The organism is Kitasatospora sp. NPDC093679, from assembly GCF_040683455.1.
GTDB classification, from domain to species: domain Bacteria; phylum Actinomycetota; class Actinomycetes; order Streptomycetales; family Streptomycetaceae; genus Kitasatospora; species Kitasatospora arboriphila.
In genome coordinates this window covers 43,623-64,624 of the sequence record NZ_JBFBDW010000028.1, presented here as the reverse complement: position 1 = coordinate 64,624, position 21,002 = coordinate 43,623, and the positions used below count along the sequence as shown (strand labels likewise).

The 21,002-nt window shown below is 73.8% G+C and carries 15 protein-coding genes; 13 read left to right on the top strand and 2 right to left on the bottom strand.

Translation table 11 applies throughout. From position 1 onward, the window contains the following. Positions 1–26 precede the first annotated feature (26 nt). The 5 genes from AB0O09_RS22825 (at position 27) to ftsY (ending at position 7,610) form a co-directional block, all read left to right on the top strand. On the top strand, positions 27–1,358 hold the full coding sequence (locus tag AB0O09_RS22825; protein ID WP_363543861.1) for a hypothetical protein: 1,332 nt from the start codon (positions 27–29) through the stop codon (positions 1,356–1,358). 177 nt (positions 1,359–1,535) lie between these two features. Further along, positions 1,536–1,859: an acylphosphatase gene (locus AB0O09_RS22820; protein ID WP_263103514.1), complete on the top strand. Its 324-nt coding sequence runs from the start codon at positions 1,536–1,538 to the stop codon at positions 1,857–1,859. Between the two features lie 398 nt (positions 1,860–2,257). Beyond that, positions 2,258–2,461, top strand: a complete 204-nt coding sequence (locus AB0O09_RS22815; RefSeq protein ID WP_344627281.1) for a hypothetical protein — start codon at positions 2,258–2,260, stop codon at positions 2,459–2,461. 230 nt (positions 2,462–2,691) lie between these two features. Further along, the gene (smc, locus tag AB0O09_RS22810; RefSeq protein ID WP_363543860.1) at positions 2,692–6,390 is read left to right on the top strand and encodes a chromosome segregation protein SMC; all 3,699 of its coding nucleotides are present in this window, start codon (positions 2,692–2,694) and stop codon (positions 6,388–6,390) included. Next, a complete protein-coding gene (ftsY, locus tag AB0O09_RS22805) occupies positions 6,378–7,610 on the top strand; it encodes a signal recognition particle-docking protein FtsY (protein ID WP_363543858.1) in 1,233 nt (410 codons plus the stop codon). The genes smc and ftsY overlap by 13 nt, the downstream gene beginning before the upstream one ends. A gap of 128 nt (positions 7,611–7,738) precedes the next feature. Here ftsY and AB0O09_RS22800 read toward each other — a convergent pair whose 3' ends face one another. Continuing rightward, on the bottom strand, positions 7,739–8,440 hold the full coding sequence (locus AB0O09_RS22800) for a bifunctional DNA primase/polymerase (RefSeq protein WP_363543856.1): 702 nt from the start codon (positions 8,438–8,440) through the stop codon (positions 7,739–7,741). 548 nt (positions 8,441–8,988) lie between these two features. Here AB0O09_RS22800 and AB0O09_RS22795 point away from each other — a divergent pair. From AB0O09_RS22795 to AB0O09_RS22770, 6 genes are all read left to right on the top strand, one after another. After that, complete coding sequence (locus AB0O09_RS22795) at positions 8,989–10,443, top strand: hypothetical protein (RefSeq protein ID WP_344625140.1); 1,455 nt, start codon at positions 8,989–8,991, stop codon at positions 10,441–10,443. 358 nt (positions 10,444–10,801) lie between these two features. Then, complete coding sequence (locus tag AB0O09_RS22790; RefSeq protein ID WP_363543854.1) at positions 10,802–12,127, top strand: ammonium transporter; 1,326 nt, start codon at positions 10,802–10,804, stop codon at positions 12,125–12,127. Beyond that, a complete protein-coding gene (locus AB0O09_RS22785) occupies positions 12,127–12,465 on the top strand; it encodes a P-II family nitrogen regulator (RefSeq protein WP_030275697.1) in 339 nt (112 codons plus the stop codon). Before AB0O09_RS22790 ends, AB0O09_RS22785 begins: the two co-directional genes overlap by 1 nt. Positions 12,466–12,556: 91 nt before the next feature. Continuing rightward, on the top strand, positions 12,557–15,007 hold the full coding sequence (locus AB0O09_RS22780; protein WP_363543852.1) for a [protein-PII] uridylyltransferase: 2,451 nt from the start codon (positions 12,557–12,559) through the stop codon (positions 15,005–15,007). A 131-nt stretch (positions 15,008–15,138) separates the two neighbouring features. Next, complete coding sequence (gene ffh, locus AB0O09_RS22775) at positions 15,139–16,704, top strand: signal recognition particle protein (protein WP_363543850.1); 1,566 nt, start codon at positions 15,139–15,141, stop codon at positions 16,702–16,704. Positions 16,705–16,810: 106 nt separating this feature from the next. Then, complete coding sequence (locus AB0O09_RS22770; protein ID WP_363543848.1) at positions 16,811–17,353, top strand: GNAT family protein; 543 nt, start codon at positions 16,811–16,813, stop codon at positions 17,351–17,353. A 77-nt stretch (positions 17,354–17,430) separates the two neighbouring features. On the opposite strand, the gene AB0O09_RS22765 is transcribed toward AB0O09_RS22770, so the two are convergent. Beyond that, positions 17,431–18,249 carry a methyltransferase domain-containing protein gene (locus tag AB0O09_RS22765; protein WP_363543847.1) on the bottom strand — a complete coding sequence of 273 codons (819 nt, stop codon included), beginning with the start codon at positions 18,247–18,249 and terminating at the stop codon, positions 17,431–17,433. Positions 18,250–18,448: 199 nt separating this feature from the next. On the opposite strand from AB0O09_RS22765, the gene proS reads away from it, so the two are divergent. Together proS and AB0O09_RS22755 are read left to right on the top strand one after the other, a co-directional pair. Continuing rightward, positions 18,449–19,861: a proline--tRNA ligase gene (gene proS / locus AB0O09_RS22760; RefSeq protein ID WP_363543845.1), complete on the top strand. Its 1,413-nt coding sequence runs from the start codon at positions 18,449–18,451 to the stop codon at positions 19,859–19,861. A 509-nt stretch (positions 19,862–20,370) separates the two neighbouring features. Then, positions 20,371–20,949 carry a hypothetical protein gene (locus AB0O09_RS22755; RefSeq protein ID WP_030275691.1) on the top strand — a complete coding sequence of 193 codons (579 nt, stop codon included), beginning with the start codon at positions 20,371–20,373 and terminating at the stop codon, positions 20,947–20,949. Positions 20,950–21,002: the final 53 nt, after the last annotated feature.

The following is a 21,002-nucleotide window of genomic DNA, read 5'->3' as shown; positions in this document are numbered from 1 at the left end:
CGCGTCCGGGCGGTAGCGTCGGAGGCATGAGAACCCTCCTGCACCGCCCGGCGGTCGCGCTGACCGCGCTGCTGACCGGCGTGCTGCTGCTCCTCGCGCCGGCGGCGTCCGCGGCCGGCGTGCCCGACGCCGCGGCGACCCTCAAGCAGGGCAAGGTCTACGTCGACCCGTCGATGACCGGCCGTTTCTCCGAGGCCCAGGCCGCCGACCTGACCAAGAAGATCGCCGACACGGACAAGCCGATCTTCGTCGCGGTGGTCCCGGCGAACGACCAGTACCCCGCGGCCACCGTCGCCCGCGACCTGCGCACCGAGGTGGGCGTCGTCGGGGTGTACGCGATCTGGCGCGGTGAGCAGTTCAAGGCGTTCTCCGACCGTCAGGCCCTGCCGCCGGCCTCCGCGGACCGGATCGCCGGCGCCGCCTTCCGGGCCCACCCGAACGACGTCAACGGCGCCCTCAACGACTTCGTCGACCAGGCCGCCCCGCAGACCCGCGGGCACGGCGTGGCCTCCGGCGGGGTGAGCACCGCCGCGATCGTCGTCCCGCTGGTGCTGCTGGCCCTCGCCGGCGGCGGCGTGCTGCTGCTCCTCCGGCGGGCCAAGCGTCGCAAGGAGGAGCAGCGCAGGGCCCAGCTCGCGCAGCTGAGGACGGTCGTCGACGAGGACATCACCGCCTTCGGCGAGGAGCTCGACCGGCTGGACTTCGACCCGCGGGCGGCCGACGCCGACGACGAGCAGCGCACCGACTACACCCGGGCGCTGGACGCCTACGAGCAGGCGAAGCAGCGGATGGACGCGGCCACCGGGCCGGAGGACGTCCGGCCGGTGACCGAGGCGCTGGAGGACGGCCGGTTCTCGCTGGCCGTGCTCGCCGCCCGCCGCGAGAAGCGGCCGCTGCCGGAGCGCCGCCCGCCGTGCTTCTTCGACCCGCGGCACGGCCCGTCCGTGGAGGACGCCGACTGGGCGCCGGCCGGCGGGGCGCCGCGCAGCGTCCCGGTCTGCGCGCAGGACGCCGCCCGGCTGCGCTCGGGCCTGGACCCGGACGTCCGCACGGTGCCCACCGAGCACGGCCGCGAGCCGTACTGGAACGCCGGGCCCGCGTACAGCCCCTGGGCCGGCGGCTACTTCGGCTCGGGCATGCTGCCCGGGCTGGTCGCCGGCACCGTGCTCGGTTCGGTGCTGGCCTCGCCGGGCAGCGCCTGGGCCGCCGACGGCTACCAGGGCGGCCCGGAGGGCGGCGAGTACTCCGGCGCGGACTTCGACCAGAACGACTTCGGCGGCTTCGACGGGGGCGGCGGCGGGGACTTCGGCGGCGGGTTCGACGGCGGCGGGGGCGGGGACTTCGGCGGCGGCTTCTGAACCGCCGGTCCGTGCGCCCCGTCGCCGGCGCACGGCCGGGCGGGTGAATCCGGCCCGCCGCGTACCGGTCACCCGTCCGAGGGACTCGCGAAGGGCTTCGCAGGGTCGCGGAGGTGCCGTGCGGGTGCGGTGAAACCACTTCGCACCGACCGTCCGGGGTCGCACTATGGTCGTGGCATGCACGGTCACGACAGTTACGGCCATCACACGCTGGGGCACGACGGTGTCCGGCCGGTCCGGGTCACCGCCTGGGTCCGCGGCCGGGTCCAGGAGGTCGGATTCCGGTGGTGGACCAGGGCCCGCGCCCTGGAGATCGGCCTGACCGGGTACGCCGTGAACCTCGGCGACGGCCGGGTGCAGGTCGTGGCCGAAGGACTGCACGCCGACTGCGAGGAACTCCTCGTCCTGCTGCGCGGCCCGGACACTCCGGGCCAGGTCAGCGGGGTCACCGAGATCTGGACCGCGACCGGGGACGGGTACGACGGATTCGCGATCCGCTAGCACACCGCAGTTGCCGGAGGGATGGAGAGACCCTCCGGCAACTGCCGGTGTCATCCGGTTGCCAATCGGGCAGACTCGTGGTTGACTCCGCACCAGCAGTGATCCACCGGCTCAGGTGGCCCGCCCTACCCCGTGGTGTGACCTACCCGCCATGCAGGTGAGAGGGGCGCGGTAGCGTGCGGTGATCGTGTTGACCCGTACCGTCTTTGGTGAGACGCTGGAAGCCCGCGCACCAGTCCGCGTTTACCCGGCAGGGTCGAGCCGTCGTGTGCCCAGCTCACTGCGCTCGCCCTGGAGTGCCCAGCCAGCACGTTCGGGTGGACGGGGCGTGCGCACCCCTTCCCCCTAGACCAGTACCGCAAAACGGTTCGGTCACTCAGCGTGGAGGACCATACATCATGGCAAAGGCGCTTCTCGGGTACGTCGGCGGCCCCGACCCGCGAATGCTCTCCGAGATGCGACGGCTGCAGCAGCGCGTTCACGATCTGGAAGCCGAACTTCTCCGGCTCCGGACGGAGAACGACGCTCTCGCCGCTGTCGCCGACGAGCACTCGCTGCTCACCAGCATCGACATGGATCACCGGGAGCCTGCGCTCACCTGATCCTTCCACGATCCGATCGATCGACGCCGTCGGTGCGCTGAGCTTCCCGAAAGGGATCGCAGCCTGCAAGGGACGTCCGGTGTGGCGTCCCTTCGTCGTGTCCGGAGCCCTCCCCGCGCGAATGCTGCCCATGCCGCGTCGCACCCAAACCGCCTCCTGACGCCGTCTCCCGCCCATGGCCGGATACAGTCGCCAGCACAGCGCCGAACACTGGCGAGGAGGTCGGACGGGTGCACCTGAAGAGTCTGACGCTGCGCGGGTTCAAGTCGTTCGCCTCGGCCACGACCCTGCGGTTCGAACCCGGCATCACCTGCGTGGTCGGCCCGAACGGATCCGGGAAGTCCAACGTCGTCGACGCCCTCTCCTGGGTGATGGGCGAACAGGGCGCCAAATCGCTGCGCGGCGGCAAGATGGAGGACGTCATCTTCGCCGGCGCCGGAGGCCGCGCGCCGCTGGGCCGCGCCGAGGTCAGCCTCACCATCGACAACACCGACGGCGCGCTGCCCATCGACTACTCCGAAGTCACCATCACCCGGACGATGTTCCGCAACGGCGGCAGCGAGTACGCGCTCAACGGGACGGTCTGCCGGCTGCTCGACATCCAGGAGCTGCTCTCCGACTCCGGCATCGGCCGCGAGATGCACGTCATCGTCGGCCAGGGCCGGCTGGACTCCGTCCTGCAGGCCGACCCGATGGGCCGCCGCGCCTTCATCGAGGAGGCCGCCGGCGTCCTCAAGCACCGCAAGCGCAAGGAGAAGGCGCTGCGGAAGCTCGACGCGATGCAGGGCAACCTCAACCGCGTCCAGGACCTCGTCGCCGAACTGCGCCGCCAGCTCGGCCCGCTCGGCCGGCAGGCCCGGATCGCCCGCCGCGCCGCCGGCATCCAGGCCGAACTGCGCGACGCCCGGCTGCGCCTGCTCGCCGACGACCTGCTCGGCCTGCGCCGCGCCGTCGAGGCCGAGGTCGCCGACGAACTCGCCCTCAAGGTCCGCCGCACCACCGTCGAGCAGCAGCTCGCCGCCGCCGTCCGGCGCGAGGCCGTGCTGGAGGCGCAGGTCGAGCAGCTCGGGCCGCGGCTGGAGGCCGTCCGGCAGACCTGGTACCGGCTCTCCGCGCTCGCCGAGCGCACCCGCGGCACCGTCGGACTCGCCGAGGCGAAGGTCCGGCACGCCCGCGCCGGCGCCGAGGGCGAGGAACGGCGCGGCCGCGACCCCGAGGAACTCCTCGCCGAGGCCGCCCGGGTCCGCGAGGAGGAGGCCGCCCTCGCCGAGGCCCTGGAGGAGGCGCAGTACGCCCTTGCCGAGACCGTCGAGACCCGCGGCGAACTCGAACGCTCCCTCGCCGCCGAGGAGACCCGGCTGAAGGGCGCGGCCCGCGCCATCGCCGACCGCCGCGAGGGCCTCGCCCGGCTGCAGGGCCAGGCCGCCGCCGCCCGCTCGCGGGCCGCCGCCGCCGAGGCCGAGATCGGCCGGCTCACCGAGGCCGCCGCCGAGGCCGCGCAGCGCGCCGGGACCGCCCAGCAGGAGTACCGGGAGCTCCAGGAGGAGACCGACGGCCTCGCCGCCGCCGACGACGACCACGAACGGGCCCACGAGCAGGCCCGCGCCGACCTCCAGGAGGCCGAGCACGCCCTCGCCGCCGCCCGGGACGCCGCCGCGGCCGCCGAACGCGAACGGGCCGGCCTGACCGCCCGTCACGAGGCGCTCTCCCTGGGACTGCGCCGCAAGGACGGCAGCGGCGCCCTGCTCACCGCCGCCGACCGCCCGGCGGGCGTGCTCGGCTCCGCCGCCGAGCTGCTCACCGTCCACCCCGGCCACGAGACCGCCCTCGCCGCCGCGCTCGGCTCCGCCGCCGAGGCCGTCGCCGTCGACGGACCGGACACCGCCGCCGAGGCACTGCGGCTGCTGCGCAAGCAGGACGCCGGCCGCGCCGCCCTGCTCCTCGCCGACGCCCCCCGCCCCACCGGCGCCGAACGGCCCGCCCGGCCCGAACTCCCCGACGGCGCCCACTGGGCGGCCGACCTGGTGGACGCCCCCGCCGAGCTGCGCGCCGCCGTCGACACCCTGCTCGCCCGGACGGTCGTCGTCGCCGACCTCGCCGCCGCCGGCGAGCTGACCGCCCTGCACCCCGGGCTCACCGCCGTCACCGCCGACGGCGACCTGCTCGCCGCCGCCTGGGCCCAGGGCGGCGCCGCCGGTGCGCCCAGCCTGCTGGAGACCCGGGCCCAGGTCGCCGATGCGGCCCGCCGGATCGACGAACTCGACGTCCGCTGCGCACGGTCGGCGGAGGAACTGGCGGCCGCCGCCGAACGCCGCCGCGAACTCTCCCTGGCCCAGGACGAATCGGCCGCGGCCCGCCGCCGCGCCGAGAAGGAACGCGCCCGACTCGCCGGCGCCCTCGGCCGGTCCGCCGGGCAGGCCAGGGCCGCCGCCGGCGAGGCCGAACGCCTCGCCGCCGCCGCGGAACGCGCCGAACAGGGCCTGGCCGACGCCCGGGACGCCGCCGAGGAACTCGCCGCCCGGCTGGAGGCCGCCGAGGAACTCGACGCCGCCGCCGAGGACGAGCCCGACACCGCCGAACGCGACCGTCTGGCCGCCGCCGGAACCACCGCCCGCGCCACCGAGATGGAGGCCAGGCTCGCCGTCCGCACCCACGAGGAACGGGTCCGCTCCCTGGCCGGCCGCGCCGACCAGCTCGACCGCGCCGCCGCCGCCGAACGCGAGGCCCGCGCCCGGGCCGCCCGCCGCCGCGCCCGCGCCCGGCACGAGGCCGCGGTCGCCACCGCGGTCGCCGACGGCGCCCGGGTGCTGCTCGCCGCCGTCGGGTCCTCGCTGACCGCCGCCGACGCCGAGCGCACCGCCGTCGAGCAGGACCGCACCGGGCGGGAGGCCGAGCTGCGCACCGCCCGCGAGCACGGCCGCGAACTCAAGGCCGAACTCGACCGGCTCGTCGACGCGGGCCACCGGGACGATGTGCTGCGCGCCGAGAAGCGGCTGCGCATCGAGCAGTTGGAGTCCCGCGCGCTGGAGGAGTTCGGCATCGGAGGCCAGGAGCTGATCGACGGCTACGGCCCCGACCAGCCCGTCCCGCCGCCCGTCCCAGAGGACGGCGCCGAGCCCGGCGAGCCCCGCCCGTACGACCGGGCCGAGCAGGAGAAGCGGCTCAAGGCCGCCGAACGCGCCCACCAGCAGCTCGGCAGGGTCAACCCGCTGGCGCTGGAGGAGTTCGCCGCGCTGGAGGAACGGCACCGCTTCCTCGGCGAGCAGCTCGACGACCTCAAGAAGAGCCGGCGCGACCTGATGGACATCGTCCGGGACGTCGACGCCCGGGTCGAGCAGCTGTTCAGCGCCGCCTTCCAGGACACCGCCGCCCAGTTCGAGGGCGTCTTCTCCCGGCTGTTCCCCGGCGGCGAGGGCCGGCTGGTGCTCACCGACCCCGAGTCCATGCTGACCACCGGCGTCGAGGTGGAGGCCCGGCCGCCCGGCAAGAAGGTCAAGCGGCTGTCGCTGCTCTCCGGCGGCGAGCGCTCGCTGACCGCCGTCGCCCTGCTGGTCTCCATCTTCAAGGCCCGCCCCAGCCCCTTCTACGTGATGGACGAGGTGGAGGCGGCGCTCGACGAGACCAACCTGCGCCGGCTGATCGCGATCATGGAGGAGCTCCGGGAGAGCTCCCAGCTGCTCGTCATCACCCACCAGAAGCTCACCATGGAGGCCGCCGACGCCCTCTACGGCGTCACCATGAAGGGCGACGGCATCTCCCAGGTGATCAGCCAGCGGCTGCGCGACGAGCACAAGGAGAGGCGCACCCCGGCCCCGGCCGGGGTGCGCCCGCGCCCGGCGGGCCCGCGGACGGTGAGCGAGCCACGCCGCCCGGCTACTCCCGGCGGCGCGGGGGCGTCGCCGATACTGGGGGGGTTATGGAATACGTGATCCTTGCCGTAGTCATCGCCGTGGTCGCCGTCGGCGCGATCGCTGGCCTCGTCGTCAACGGCAGACGACGCAAGCAGGTGCCTCCCAAGCCCGAGGCACCCGTCATCACGCCGCCGCGCGAGCCGCAGGTCGGCGAGGAGTCCGCCCCGCCCAGCGAGGCACCCGTCCAGACCATCGAGGAGGTGCAGCTCCCCGAGGCCCCCGAGGCCGCCCCTGCTCCCGAGGCCCCCGAGGTCCCCGAGGTCCCGGTGGAGGCCCCGGCGGAGGCCGCGGCCCCGCCGGCGGTCGAGGTTCCCGAACCCACCGCGGGCCGGCTCGTCCGGCTGCGCTCCCGGCTCTCCCGCTCGCAGAACGCACTCGGCAAGGGCCTGCTCACCCTGCTCTCCCGGGACCGCCTCGACGAGGACACCTGGGAGGAGATCGAGGAGACCCTGCTCACCGCGGACATCGGTGTCGCGGCCACCCAGGAGCTCGTCGACAGCCTCCGCACCCGGGTCAAGGTGCTCGGCACCCGCACCCCCGCGGAGCTGCGCGGCCTGCTGCACGAGGAGCTCGTCGCGCTGATCGGGCCGGACGCCGACCGCACCGTCCGCTCCACCAAGCACGAGGAGGGCCCGGCGGTCGTCCTGGTCGTCGGCGTCAACGGCGTCGGCAAGACCACCACCACCGGCAAGCTCGCCCGGGTGCTGGTCGCCGACGGCCGACGGGTGGTGCTCGGCGCGGCCGACACCTTCCGCGCCGCCGCCGCCGACCAGCTCCAGACCTGGGGCGAGCGGGTCGGCGCGCACACCGTCCGCGGGCCCGAGGGCGGCGACCCGGCCTCGGTCGCGTTCGACGCCGTCAAGGAGGGCATCGCCGAGGGCGTCGACACCGTCCTGATCGACACCGCGGGCCGGCTGCACACCAAGACCGGCCTGATGGACGAGCTCGGCAAGGTCAAGCGCGTCGTCGAGAAGCACGGCCCGGTCGACGAGGTGCTGCTCGTCCTGGACGCCACCACCGGCCAGAACGGCCTCGTCCAGGCCCGGGTCTTCGCCGAGGTCGTCGACATCACCGGCATCGTGCTGACCAAGCTCGACGGCACCGCCAAGGGCGGCATCGTCGTCTCCGTCCAGCGCGAACTCGGCGTGCCGGTCAAGCTGGTCGGCCTCGGCGAGGGCGCCGACGACCTCGCCCCCTTCGAGCCGGCCGCCTTCGTGGACGCCCTGATCGGCGACTGACCGGCGACTGACCAGCAACCGGCCACGACCGGACGGCACGGCCACCACGGCACGGCCACGACAGCAAGAGCGGCGGGCCGCCGCCCCTTCACCGGGGCGGCGGCCCGCCGCTCTTCGTACGGCTCGGGTCAGGAGGCGAGCCAGGCCGGTTCGCAGGCGCGGGCCCGGCCGCGGTGGCAGGCGTACGCCAAGGTGCCGAGCAGCAGCCGCGCCTCCGGCGGACAGGCCGCGCTCTCCCTGGTCGGGCGGCGCAGCCAGCGCATCGGCCCGAGCCCGCCGAGCACGGTCGGCGGCGCCGCCACGTACGCGCCCGCACCGTGGCAGACCAGGTCGAGCGAGGCGTCGTCCCAGCCCGTCCGGTAGAGCAGTTCGGGCAGCCGGGGGGCGGTGCCGGGGGCGACGAAGAACAGCAGCCGACCGGCGGGGGAGGCGATCACCGGCCCGACCTGGGTGCCCATCCGCTCCAACCGGACGAGCGCCTGCAGACCGGGCTGCTCCGGCACGTCCAGCACGTCGAAGTGCAGACCGGCCGGCAGCAGCACCGGCGCGTCCGCGGCCAGCAGCGCGCGCAATTCGTCCGCGGGGGTGCCGGGCGCGGCCTTCGGGCCGGGCACCGCGTGCAGGCCGGGGGCGGCGCAGTGCGCGGCGGCGCAGTCGCAGACCCCGGGGGAGCGGCGGTGGGTGCGGGCCGCCCCCGCGACGACCGTCCAGCCGAGGCGGGAGGTGTACTCGCCGGCCGCCCGGAGGGTGGTGGCCCTGGTGCGCCGCAGGGTGCCGCGCGGCGCCAGCCGCAGGTGCCGCAGCCGGAGTTCGCCGAACAGGTTGTCCATGCCTCCCCCAACAGGTTCTGGATGCCGGTGGTTACGGGATTGTGACGGTGCGTCGGACGGACCGCGCGGTGCGGGTGGTGCACCGGAGGCGCGCGCCTGTGGATGCGCTCCGACTCGTGCGGCGCGTTCCAGCAGCCGGCGGGCCCCGGAGCTGCGCAGACCGGGAGGTCGCAGTCGCACGAGGGTTCCTCCGTCGTCTGGGGTGCCGTCAAAGCCGGTAGCATCAGCGGAAGTTGATCCGCCCCCAGGGCGGGAGCCCATCCGTCGGGCATGTGCCGGGGTCACTGCGAACCGGCTACCAGTGAAGCGCGACGCGGCCACTCTTTGTTCACTCTCAGGGGTGGCGAAAGGTGGCGTTTCCTCGGCGGTGCTCCCCCGGATGGCGGAAATCACGTTACGTTCGGCACACGGAGCACAGCGGACCGTCCACAGTACGGGGGTCCGCCTCCTCGGCAGTCGAGCAGGCACGGTACGTCGAGCAAGCGCCCGGACCGTCGGGCACCACGAGCGGGCCCCGAGGCGGGGCCGGGCGGGATGGGGACGTTCCCATGGGAGAGAAGCAACCGAACGAGAAGCTGACGTCGTGGTTCGCCCGAAGCGGCTGGTCCAAGGGCGAGTTGGCGCGTCAGGTCAACCGTCGGGCCCGCCAGATCGGCGCCCACCACGTCAGCACCGACACCTCCCGGGTGCGCCGCTGGCTCGACGGCGAACAACCCCGCGAGCCCATCCCGAAGATCATGTCCGAGCTGTTCTCCGAGCGCTTCGGCTCGGTGGTCTCCGTCGAGGACCTCGGTCTGCGCGCCGCCGTCCCGGTCTCGACCGTCGGCGGCGGCGTCGACCTGCCCTGGAGCGGCGACCAGACCGTCCAGCTGATCAGCGAGTACTCGCGCAGCGACCTGATGCTCAACCGCCGCGGCTTCCTCGGCACCTCGCTCGCCCTGACCGCCGGCGCCGCCCTGATCGAGCCGATGCAGCGCTGGCTGACCCCCGGCCCCGGCGGCGCGCCGACCCCGATCCTCACCGCCGCCAACGGCGGCGAGCCCTACACCGGCCGGCTCTCCGAGCCCGAGATCCAACTGCTCGAGCAGACCACGGTGATGTTCCGCCAGTGGGACGCGCAGAACGGCGGCGGCCTGCGCCGCAAGGCCGTGGTCGGCCAGCTCCACGAGGTCACCGACCTCCTCCAGGAGTCCTATCCCGAGCCCACCACCAAGCGCCTCTTCCGCCTGACGGCCGAACTCGCCCACCTGGCCGGCTGGATGTCCTACGACGTCGGCATGCACCCCAGCGCCCAGAAGTACTACGTCCTGGCCCTCCACGCCGCCAAGGAAGCGGGGGACCGCCCGTTCGGCGCCCTCATCCTGACCGACATGAGCCGCCAGATGATCCACCTCAACCGCGGCGAGGACGCCCTGGAGCTCATCCACCTCGCCCAGTACGGCAGCCGCGACACCGCCACCCCCCGCCAGCAGGCGCTGCTGTACGCGATGGAGGCCCGCGCCTACGCCACCATCGGCGAGGTCAACCGCTGCGCCCGGGCCGCCCGCCTGGCCGAGGACACCTTCAGCGACTGCCGCACCGGTGACGCCGACCCGAACTGGCTCACCTTCTTCTCCGAGGCCGAGCTCAACGCCGAGAACGCGCACTCCTTCCGCGACCTGGCGTACCACTCCAGCCGCAGCCAGCTGTACGCCTCGATGTCCGCGCCGGTGATGGAGCGCGCCGTCGACCTGTTCCGCCAGGACGGCGACCACGTCCGCAGCTACGCCTTCAACCTGATCGGCATGGCCAGCGTCCACCTGCTGCAGAACGAGCCCGAGCAGGCCGCGGTGATGGCCGAGCAGGCCGTCGACATCGCCACCAAGGTCCGCTCCGAGCGGCTGAACACCCGCGTCCGCAAGACCACCGAGGCCGCCAACCGCCAGTACAAGGGCGTGCCCGAGGTCTCCCGGCTCGCCGAGCGGGTCGTGCAGGACATCCCGGAGTTCGCCTCGGCGGTCTGACCGCCACCCGCGAGGGGGCCGGATTCCGGCCACTCGCCCCCCCGACCCCGACCGTGGGGGTCCGTGCGGCCTCGTATCCGTACGGGCTCCCCCGCCCTTCGGCCCGCGGGCCCCCACGGTCGGTGAACCACCCCGCACCCGCTGTACCGAGCGGCGGAACGGTAACGCAAGATCTGTCATGGCACGGCCGTGGTTCACGCGCTCGTAACGCTCCCGTCGGTTGCGTCACGGCGGCGAAACACCGAGCCGCATCGGCCGAAATCAGCCTTCGGCACTCTCCTTCACATCGCCGACACCCCGGGTGGCACGGGACAGGGATCCCGGGCGTGGAGCGGCTTCCATTCACGAGGAGACGCCGATGCCGGACGGCTTCAGCGCGGGCGATACCGCCTTTGTGTTCATCTGTGCGGCCCTGGTCATGTTGATGACACCGGGTCTGGCCTTCTTCTACGGAGGCATGGTCAGGGTAAAGAGCACCCTCAACATGCTGGTCATGAGCTTCATCACGCTCGCGATCGTCAGCGTCCTGTGGGTCCTCTACGGCTACAGCCTCGCCTTCGGGCCGGACGCCGGCGCCGGCCTCATCGGCAACCTGGACTTCCTGGGCTTCCGCGGCATCGGGATGAACGACCTCAGCGGCACCATCCCGGTCACCGGGTTCGCCGCCTTCCAGCTGATGTTCGCGATCATCACCCCGGCCCTGATCAGCGGCGCCATCGCGGACCGCGCCAAGTTCACCGCCTGGTCGCTGTTCGTGGCGCTCTGGGTCACCGTCGTCTACTTCCCGGTCGCGCACTGGGTGTTCGCCTTCGACAAGGGCAACGGCGGCTGGCTCGGCGACCGCAACGGCGTCATCGACTTCGCCGGCGGCACCGCCGTCCACATCAACGCGGGTGTCGCGGGCCTGGCGCTCGCCCTGGTCCTCGGCAAGCGCATCGGCTTCAAGAAGGACCCGATGCGCCCGCACAGCCTCCCGCTGGTGATGCTCGGCTCCGGCCTGCTGTGGTTCGGCTGGTTCGGCTTCAACGCCGGCTCCGCACTGGCCGCCAACGGCGTCGCCGGCATGGCCTTCCTCAACACCCAGGTGGCCACCGCCGCCGCCGTCCTCGGCTGGCTCGCCTACGAGAAGATCAAGCACGGCGCGTTCACCACGCTGGGCGCCGCGTCCGGCGCGGTCGCCGGCCTGGTCGCCATCACCCCCGCCTGCGGCTCGGTCTCCGCGCTCGGCGCCATCGCCATCGGCATCATCGCCGGTGTCGCCTGCGCCGCGGCGATCAGCCTCAAGTACAAGCTCGGCTTCGACGACTCGCTCGACGTGGTCGGCGTCCACCTCGTCGGCGGTGTCATCGGCTCGCTGCTGATCGGCCTCTTCGCCACCGGCCACGTCGGCCAGACCGCCCGGGGCCTGTTCTACGGCGGCGGGTTCGAGCAGCTCGGCAAGCAGGCGCTCGGCGTCGTCGCGGTCGCGGCGTACTCCTTCGTCGTCACCGGCATCCTGGGCCTGGCCATCCACAAGACCATCGGCTTCCGGGTCTCCGAGGAGGTCGAGGTGTCCGGCATCGACCAGGCCGAGCACGCCGAGTCCGCCTACGACTTCACCGCCGTCGGCGCCAGCCTCGTCCGCGCCGTCTCCGCCGCTCCCGCCGCCGCCAGCACCGCCGAGAAGGCCGAGGTCGACGCCTGATGAAGCTCATCACCGCAGTCATCAAGCCGCACCGCCTGGACGACGTGAAGGAGGCCCTGCAGGCCTTCGGCGTCCACGGCCTGACCGTCACCGAGGCCAGCGGCTACGGCCGCCAGCGCGGCCACACCGAGGTCTACCGGGGCGCGGAGTACACCGTCGACCTGGTGCCCAAGGTCCGCATCGAGATCCTCGTCGAGGACGACGACGCCGAGCAGCTGATCGACGTCGTGGTCAAGGCCGCCCGCACCGGCAAGATCGGCGACGGCAAGGTCTGGGCCGTCCCGGTCGACACGGCGGTGCGCGTCCGCACCGGCGAGCGCGGCCCCGACGCGCTCTAGCATCAGCACCACACGCCCTTGGCGGACCTGCCCACCGGCAGGTCCGCCGGACGCGTATCCGGCACCCCGCCCCACGGATGGGATCTCCGACGTGACCACGACCGAAGCCCACCCCTCCGACCCGGCCCGCCCGGACGACCACGGCGCCGCCCGCGCCCGGCTGCTCGCCGACCCCGGTCTCGGCGGGGCCGCCCGCCGCACCGCCCTCGCCCGGCTCACCGACGGCTGGCTCGCGGGCCTCCACCGGGACGCCGGCGCACCCGCCGGCACCGCGCTCGTCGCGGTCGGCGGCTACGGCCGAGGCGAACTCTCCCCGCGCAGCGACCTCGACGTCCTGCTGCTGCACGACGGCCCGATCGACCCCCGGTTGCCGGAACGCATCTGGTACCCGGTCTGGGACTCCGGCGCCGCCCTCGACCACGCCGTCCGCACCCTCGACGAGGCCCGCGCCGTCGCCGCGGACGACCTCAAGGCGCAGCTCGGCCTGCTGGACGCCCGCCACATCGCCGGCGACGCCGCGCTCACCGCCTCGCTCCGCTCCACCCTGCTCGCCGACTGGCGGGCCGGCGCCGCCGGCCGGCTGCCCGAACTCCAGCAGCTGTGCGCCGAGCGCGCCGAACGCCACGGCGAGCTCTCCTTCCTCCTCGAACCCGACCTCAAGGAGGCCCGCGGCGGCCTGCGGGACGTGGTCGCGCTCAAGGCCATCGCCGCCACCTGGCTCGCCGACGCCCCCCGCGACGGCCTGGAGGCCGCCGCCACCCGCCTCGCCGACGTCCGCGACGCCCTGCACCTCACCACCGGCCGCGCCACCGAGCGCCTCAGCCTGCAGGACCAGGACCAGGTCGCCGCCCGGCTCGGCGTCCTCGACGCCGACACCCTGCTCCGCCAGGTCTACGAGGCGGCCCGCACCATCACCTACGCCTCCGACGTCACCTGGCGGGCCGTGGACCGCGTCCTCGCCGCCCGCAGCAACCGCGGCCGCAGGCTCTCCCGGATCGCCTTCCCGTTCAGCGGCACCGGTCGCGGCTCCGGCGCGGTCGCCAAGGGCGCCGTGGAGCGCCGCCCGCTCGCCGAGGGCGTCGTCGAGCAGGACGGCGAGGCCGTGCTCGCCCAGGGCGCCCGCCCCGCGCAGGACCCGGTGCTGCCGCTGCGCGCCGCCGCCGCGGCCGCGCAGGCCGGCCTCACCGTCGCCTACGCCACCGTCCGGCGGCTGGCCGCCGAGACCAAGCCGCTGCCGGTGCCCTGGCCCGACGAGGCCCGCGAGCAGCTCATCACCCTGCTCGGCGCCGGCGAGGCCTGCCTGCCGGTCTGGGAGGCGCTGGAGGCCGAGGGGCTGATCACCCGGCTGCTGCCCGACTGGGAGCGGGTGCGCTGCCGCCCGCAGCGCAACGCCGTGCACCGCTGGACGGTGGACCGGCACCTGATCGAGACCGCCGTCAGGGCCGCCGCGATGACCCGTCGGGTGGCCCGCCCCGACCTGCTGCTCGTCGCCGCCCTGCTGCACGACATCGGCAAGGGCTGGCCCGGCGACCACTCCGAGGCCGGCGAGGTCATCGTCCGCGACGTCGCCGCCCGGATGGGCTTCGACAAGACCGACACCGACACCCTCGCCCTGCTGGTCCGCCACCACCTGACCCTGGTCGACACCGCGACCCGCCGCGACCCCGACGACCCGGCCACCGTCGACGCGATCACCAAGGTGGTCGGCACCCTGCCGCACCTGGAGCTGCTGCACGCCCTGACCGAGGCCGACGCCACCGCCACCGGCCCGGCCGCCTGGAGCAGCTGGCGCGCCTCGCTGGTGGGCAACCTGGTCGCCCGGGCCGCGGCCCGCCTCGCCGGCGGCGTCAGCCACCCGCAGGCCGGCGACCCGACCGCCGAGCAGGAACGGCTCGCCGTGGAGGCCGCCCGCACCGGCGGACCCGCGCTCTCGCTGCACGCCCACACCGAGACGGGCAGCGCCGGCACCACCGGAACCGAGCCGATGGGCGTCGAGCTCACCCTGGCCATCCCCGACCGCCCCGGGCTGCTCGGCACGGTCGCGGGCGTCCTGGCGCTGCACCGGCTCACCGTCCGCTCCGCCTCGCTGCGCGAGCTCGACCCGATCGACGCCGGCCCGGTGCTGCTGCTCTCCTGGACGGTCGCCGCCGAGTACGGCGAACTGCCGGAGGCGGCCCGGCTCCGCGCCGACCTGCGCCGGGCCCTGGAGGGCTCGCTGGACGTCGCCCGCAAGCTCGCCGAACGCGATGCCGCCGCGCCCCGGCGGCGCGGCATCGCCACCCCGCCCCCGGTGGTCTCGGTCGCCCCCGGCGCGTCCTTGAGCGCGACCATCCTGGAGGTCCGGGCGCACGACGCGCCGGGCCTGCTGCACCGGATCGGCCGGGCCCTGGACGCGGCCGGGGTGCGGGTGCGCACCGCGCACGTCTCCACCCTCGGCGCCGACGCGGTGGACGCCTTCTACGTCACCGACGCGGAGGGCCAGCCGCTGGCCGCGGACCGCGCGGCGCAGGTGGCCGGAGCGGTGCAGGAGGCGCTCGGCTGAGCCCCGCGCGGGCGGCCGGGGAGCCGGTGCGCCCGCGGGAATCCCGGGGTGGAGACCGTTCGCCGGGCGGCCGGATACCCTGGGGGCGACGACAGTACCCGTACCGATGCCGCAAGGGACCCGCGACCGACGTGTTCGACACTCTCTCCGACCGCCTCGCAGCGACGTTCAAGAACCTCCGGGGCAAGGGCCGCCTCAGCGAGGCGGACATCGACGCCACCGCCCGCGAGATCCGGATCGCGCTGCTGGAGGCGGACGTCGCGCTGCCCGTGGTGCGGGCGTTCATCAAGCAGGTGAAGGACCGGGCCCTCGGCGCGGAGGTCTCCGGCGCGCTGAACCCGGCCCAGCAGATCATCAAGATCGTCAACGAGGAGCTCATCAGCATCCTCGGCGGCGAGACCCGGCGCCTGCGCTACGCGAAGAGCGGCCCGACCGTCATCATGCTGGCCGGTCTGCAGGGTGCCGGTAAGACGACGCTCGCCGGCAAGCTCGGCCACTGGCTGAAGAAGCAGAAGCACACCCCGCTGCTGGTCGCCTGCGACCTCCAGCGCCCCAACGCGGTCACCCAGCTGGGCGTCGTGGCCGACCGCGCCGGCGTGGCCTTCTACGGCCCGGAGCCGGGCAACGGCGTCGGCGACCCGGTGAAGGTGGCCCGCGACTCGATCGAGTACGCCCGCCAGAAGCAGTACGACGTGGTCATCGTCGACACCGCCGGCCGCCTCGGCATCGACGCCGAGATGATGCAGCAGGCCGCCGACATCCGGGCCGCGGTCGACCCCGACGAGGTCCTGTTCGTGGTCGACGCCATGGTCGGCCAGGACGCGGTCACCACCGCCCAGGCCTTCCTCGACGGCGTCGACTTCACCGGCGTGGTGCTCTCCAAGCTCGACGGCGACGCCCGCGGCGGTGCCGCGCTCTCGGTCGCGCACGTGACCGGCCGCCAGATCATGTTCGCCTCCAACGGCGAGAAGGTCGACGACTTCGACGCCTTCCACCCGGACCGGATGGCCTCGCGCATCCTCGGCATGGGCGACATGCTCTCGCTCATCGAGAAGGCCGAGCAGACCTTCTCGCAGGCCGAGGCCGAGAAGATGGCCTCCAAGCTGCAGGGCGGCGGCAAGGACTTCACGCTGGACGACTTCCTGTCCCAGCTGGAGCAGGTTCGTAAGATGGGCTCGATCTCCAAGCTGCTCGGGATGCTGCCCGGCATGGGCCAGATCCGCGACCAGATCAACAACATCGACGACAAGGACGTCGACCGCGTCGGCGCGATCATCAAGTCGATGACCCCCGCCGAGCGCACCGACCCGAAGCTGATCAACGGCTCGCGCCGGCTGCGCATCGCCAAGGGTTCCGGCGTCCAGGTCGGCGAGGTCAACAACCTGGTCGAGCGGTTCTTCGAGGCCCGCAAGATGATGTCCGCGATGGCCTCGGGCAAGGGCATCCCCGGCATGCCGGGGATCCCCGGGATGGGCGGCGGCGGCAAGCGCTCCGCCAAGAAGGCCCCGGTCGCCAAGGGCAAGCGCAAGTCCGGCAACCCGCTGAAGCGGGCCCAGGAGGAGGCGGCCGCCGCCGAGCGCCGCGCCCTCGGTCCCGGCCAGGGCCAGCAGGCCGCGCCGGGCGGCGCCTTCGGCCTCGGCGCGGGCAAGGGCCCGTCCGACTTCGAACTGCCCAAGGAGTTCAAGGACCTGCTCTGACGGTCCCCGCCCGCCGGCCCGCCGCCCCTCGGGGGGCGGCGGGCCGGCGGCGTTCCCGGGCCCGCCGTGGCCGATCGCCGGGGTCGCCCGGCGTTCGACCGCACACATGCACGATGATGGTGGTGTGCGAGTGAGGATCAGGGAACCCCGACCGGACGACGTGGCCCCGTACGCCGAGGCGGTGCGCCGCTCGGCCGAGCACATAGGCCGGTGGAATCCGGTCGAACCGGACGGCCTCGCCGAACTGCTGGACCGTCAGGGACCGGGCCTGCGCACCTTCCTGATCGAGGACGTCGACACCGGCGGGCTCGTCGGCAAGTGCAACGTGGCCAACATCGTGATGGGCCGGTTCTGCAACGGCGCCCTCGGCTACGACTCCTACCTGCCCTACGCGGGCACCGGGCGGATGACCGAGGGCATGCGGCTGGTGGTCGACCGCTGCTTCGCCCCCGGCGAGCGCGGCGGACTCGGCCTGCACCGGCTGGAGATCAACGTGCAGCCGGACAACACCCGTTCCGTCGCCATGGCCGAGCGGCTCGGCTTCCGCCACGAGGGCTTCACCCCGCGGATGCTGTTCCTCTCCGGCGCCTGGCGCGACCACGAGCGGTACGCGCTGACCGCCGAGGAGTGGACCCCGCTCGACCGCTGACCCGTGTCGTCCGGCCGCCGACCCGCGTCCGCCCCGGGCCCGCGGCGGACGGACGTCCACCCCGGGCCCGCGGCGGCTCAGCGGGGCTGTTCGGCCACCACGTAGCGGAACACGTTGGCCATCCGGACGGAGGCGTCCGCCTGCACGAAGGGGTGCAGCGCCTCCTCCAGCTCCTTGGTCACCAGCGCCGGGCCCCACTCCTCGATCGCGCCCTCGTACAGACCGGTGGAGAGCATGCCGCGGACCGCGCTGTCGAGGTCCGGGTAGGCGAACGGACAGCTGACCCGGCCGCTGCCGGCGGGTCGGAGCCCGACGCCCGCGCACAGCTCCTCCAGTGCGCCGGGGGAGCTCAGCGCGAACGGGTCGAAGGACGGCGTCCGGACCGACCGGCGCCGGGCCACCTCCAGCACGCCCGCGCTCTCGCACCGCTCCGGCGGACCCCAGCCGGCCAGCACCACGTGCCCGCCCTGCAGGGTCAGCGCCGCGGCCTCCAGCACCAGCACCGCCGGATCCGCCACGTAGGCGAGCTCCTCGAAAACGGTGACCAGCGAATACGCCGAGCGGGGGACGGACTGGCCCGACCGGTCGACGCCGCCGGCGCCCGCCACCCGAAGCCGCCGGCCCTCCGCGAGCTCGCGCAGCTCGGCCTCCGCCTCCAGCCCGGCCACCTGCGCGCCGCGCTCCGCGGCGAGCAGCAGGGCGAGCCCCGAGCGGCATCCGAGACCGAGCAGGCTGGTCGCCGGACCGACCTCCAGCCGCCGGTATACCGCCTGGTAGAGCGGCACCAGCATCCGCTCCTGGATCTCCGCCCAGTCACGCGCCCGACCGTGCGACCCCGCTCCGCCACCCGCGTGCGGGCGCTGCGCGGTCGTACCGGTCACCTGCGCTGAAGCCATCGCGGCCTCCCATTCGGTGTGTGCGTCCGATGCTCCGGCTCCCCCCGGTCGTGTCCCGCCCCGCCTTCCAGCGAACAGCGCCCCGGCCCCGCCGTCCAGAGGTGTGCAGGGAGTGTCCGTGCGCCGAGGTGTGCGCCCCCGCAGTGCGCCGGTGAAACGGATTCACGGTCGGCACACCGATCGCCGTACCATTCGCCCCATGGCCAAGACACCCGTACTCACCCCCCAGTCGGAAGACTTTCCCCGCTGGTACCAGGACCTGATCAACAAGGCCGAACTGGCCGACAACGGTCCGGTGCGCGGAACGATGGTCATCCGACCGTACGGGTACAGCCTGTGGGAGCGGATGCAGCAGGAGATGGACGCCCGGATCAAGCGCGCCGGTGCCCAGAACGCCTACTTCCCGATGTTCATCCCGCAGTCCTACCTGACCAAGGAGGCCGAGCACGTCGAGGGCTTCGCGCCCGAGCTCGCCGTGGTCACCCACGGCGGCGGCAAGGAGCTGGAGGAGCCGGTCGTCGTCCGCCCCACCTCCGAGACGATCATCAACGAGTACTTCTCGAAGTGGGTCCAGAGCCACCGCGACCTGCCGCTGCTGATCAACCAGTGGGCCAACGTCGTCCGCTGGGAGCTCCGCCCGCGCGTCTTCCTGCGCACCACCGAGTTCCTCTGGCAGGAGGGCCACACCGCCCACGCCACCTACGAGGACGCCCGCGCCTACGCCTCGCGCATCCACACCGAGGTCTACGGCGACTTCATGACCAACGTGCTCGGCATCGACGTGGTGCTCGGCCGCAAGACCGCCCGCGAGCGCTTCGCCGGCGCCATCAACACCCTCACGCTCGAAGGCATGATGGGTGACGGCAAGGCCCTGCAGATGGGCACCAGCCACGAGCTGGGCCAGAACTTCGCCAAGGCGTTCAACACCACCTACCAGCTGCAGGGCGCCGAGCGCGAGCACGTCTGGCAGACCTCCTGGGGCGTCTCCACCCGCATGGTCGGCGGCCTGATCATGTCCCACGGCGACGACAGCGGCCTGCGGGTGCCGCCGCGCCTCGCCGCCGTCCAGGCCGTGGTGCTGGCGATCAAGGGCGACGAGGCGGTGCTCGCCAAGGTCCGCGAGATCGGCGCCGCCCTGGAGGCCGTGGGCGTGCGCACCGTCGTCGACGACCGGACGGACACCCCGTTCGGCCGCCGCGCCGTCGACTGGGAGCTCAAGGGCGTCCCGCTGCGCATCGAGGTCGGCCCGCGCGACCTGGAGAACGGCACCGCGATGCTGGTCCGCCGGATCGCCGGCGGCAAGGAGCCGGTCGCGGCCGACTCCCTGGCCGCGGTCGTGCCCGGCGTCCTCGAGGAGGACCAGGAGCTGCTGCTCCGCCAGTCCCGCGAGCGCCGCGAGTCCCGCACGGTCGACGTCGCCTCCGTGGAGGAGGCCGTCGAGGCCGCCGCCACCGGCTGGGGCCGCATCTCCTGGGCCGACCTCGGCCCGGAGGGCGAGGCCAGGCTGGCCGAGCAGGGCGTCTCGGTGCGCTGCATCGTCGCCGCCGACGGGTCCGTGCCGGAGGCCGACGACCAGCCCGGCAACGTCGCGATCGTCGCCCGCGCCTACTGACCGCCGTCGCCCGGTCCACCGGCCGCCCCGGGCGGCCCGGCCGGTAGCGGGTGCCGGGTGCCGGCGCCGGGTCGGGGAGTCAACGATCGTGGAGCGGCCGGGCGGTGCCGGTCGGGGAACGGTACAAACCGAAGCCGTTCCGGGACCGGCTCCGTTGCAATTCGATGCCGATTCAGCGGATTGTTAACCGAGGTTTGCACACTGCTCGTCGATGCTACTCGCCGGTCAACTCCCGGCGGTGCGAAACAAGCGGTACGGTATACGGCCCGTGGCCCTGTCAATTTTGACCGGGCTACGGGCCGTCCGCCTTGGGACGGCGTGCGCGTTCCCCGGGAGATAGCCGAGAGCCCCGCCGAGAATCGACGGGTCCACAGATGCAGGGGGTTGGTCTTGCGTCAGGTCAGAACAACGCAATTCAGGAGCGAGTGCGCATTCCTGAGAGATTGCTGGGAATTCCCGGTGAACGGGAACTCGCGGAACATCGGCCCTCTCTCCATCGTTGGTCCAGCGTGAGCACGACACAGCCTCTCGTCCTCGCGGCCGAACTGGCCGCCGCCTGGAGCGACATCCAGGCCCACCACCAGGACCTGCCCGACCTCGCCTCGCCCGAGGCGCTGATCGGCGAGTCCTCCTCGGCGTGCGGCACCCGGCTCGGTTTCGAGCGGCTGCTGCACGAAGCCGCCCACGGGCTGGCCGCCGCGCGGGAGATCCGCGACACCTCGCGGGCCGGCCGCTACCACAACCGGCGCTTCCTGATGCTCGCCTCCGAGCTCGGGCTGGCCCACCCGGTCGAGCCGCACGCCAGCAGCGGCTTCTCCCAGGTGACCATGCTCAAGGAGACGCAGGACAGGTACGCCGACACCATCGAGCGGCTGGAGCGCGCCCTCGGCGCCCACCAGCTCGCCGTCGCGGGCGAGGGCGGCCACCGGGCCTTCCGCGGCCCCGCGGCGCGGCACGGCTCGTCCGGTGGCGGCGTCCGCGTCAAGGCGGTGTGCGGCTGCGGGCGGAACGTCCGTGTCGTCCCCTCCGTGCTCGCCCAGGCGTCCATCGTCTGCGGCGCCTGCCAGCAGCCGTTCAAGATCGGCTGAGTACCGCCCGCCGGCCTCCGTGCCGTCGGTGACCACCCTCCAATTCGACAGTT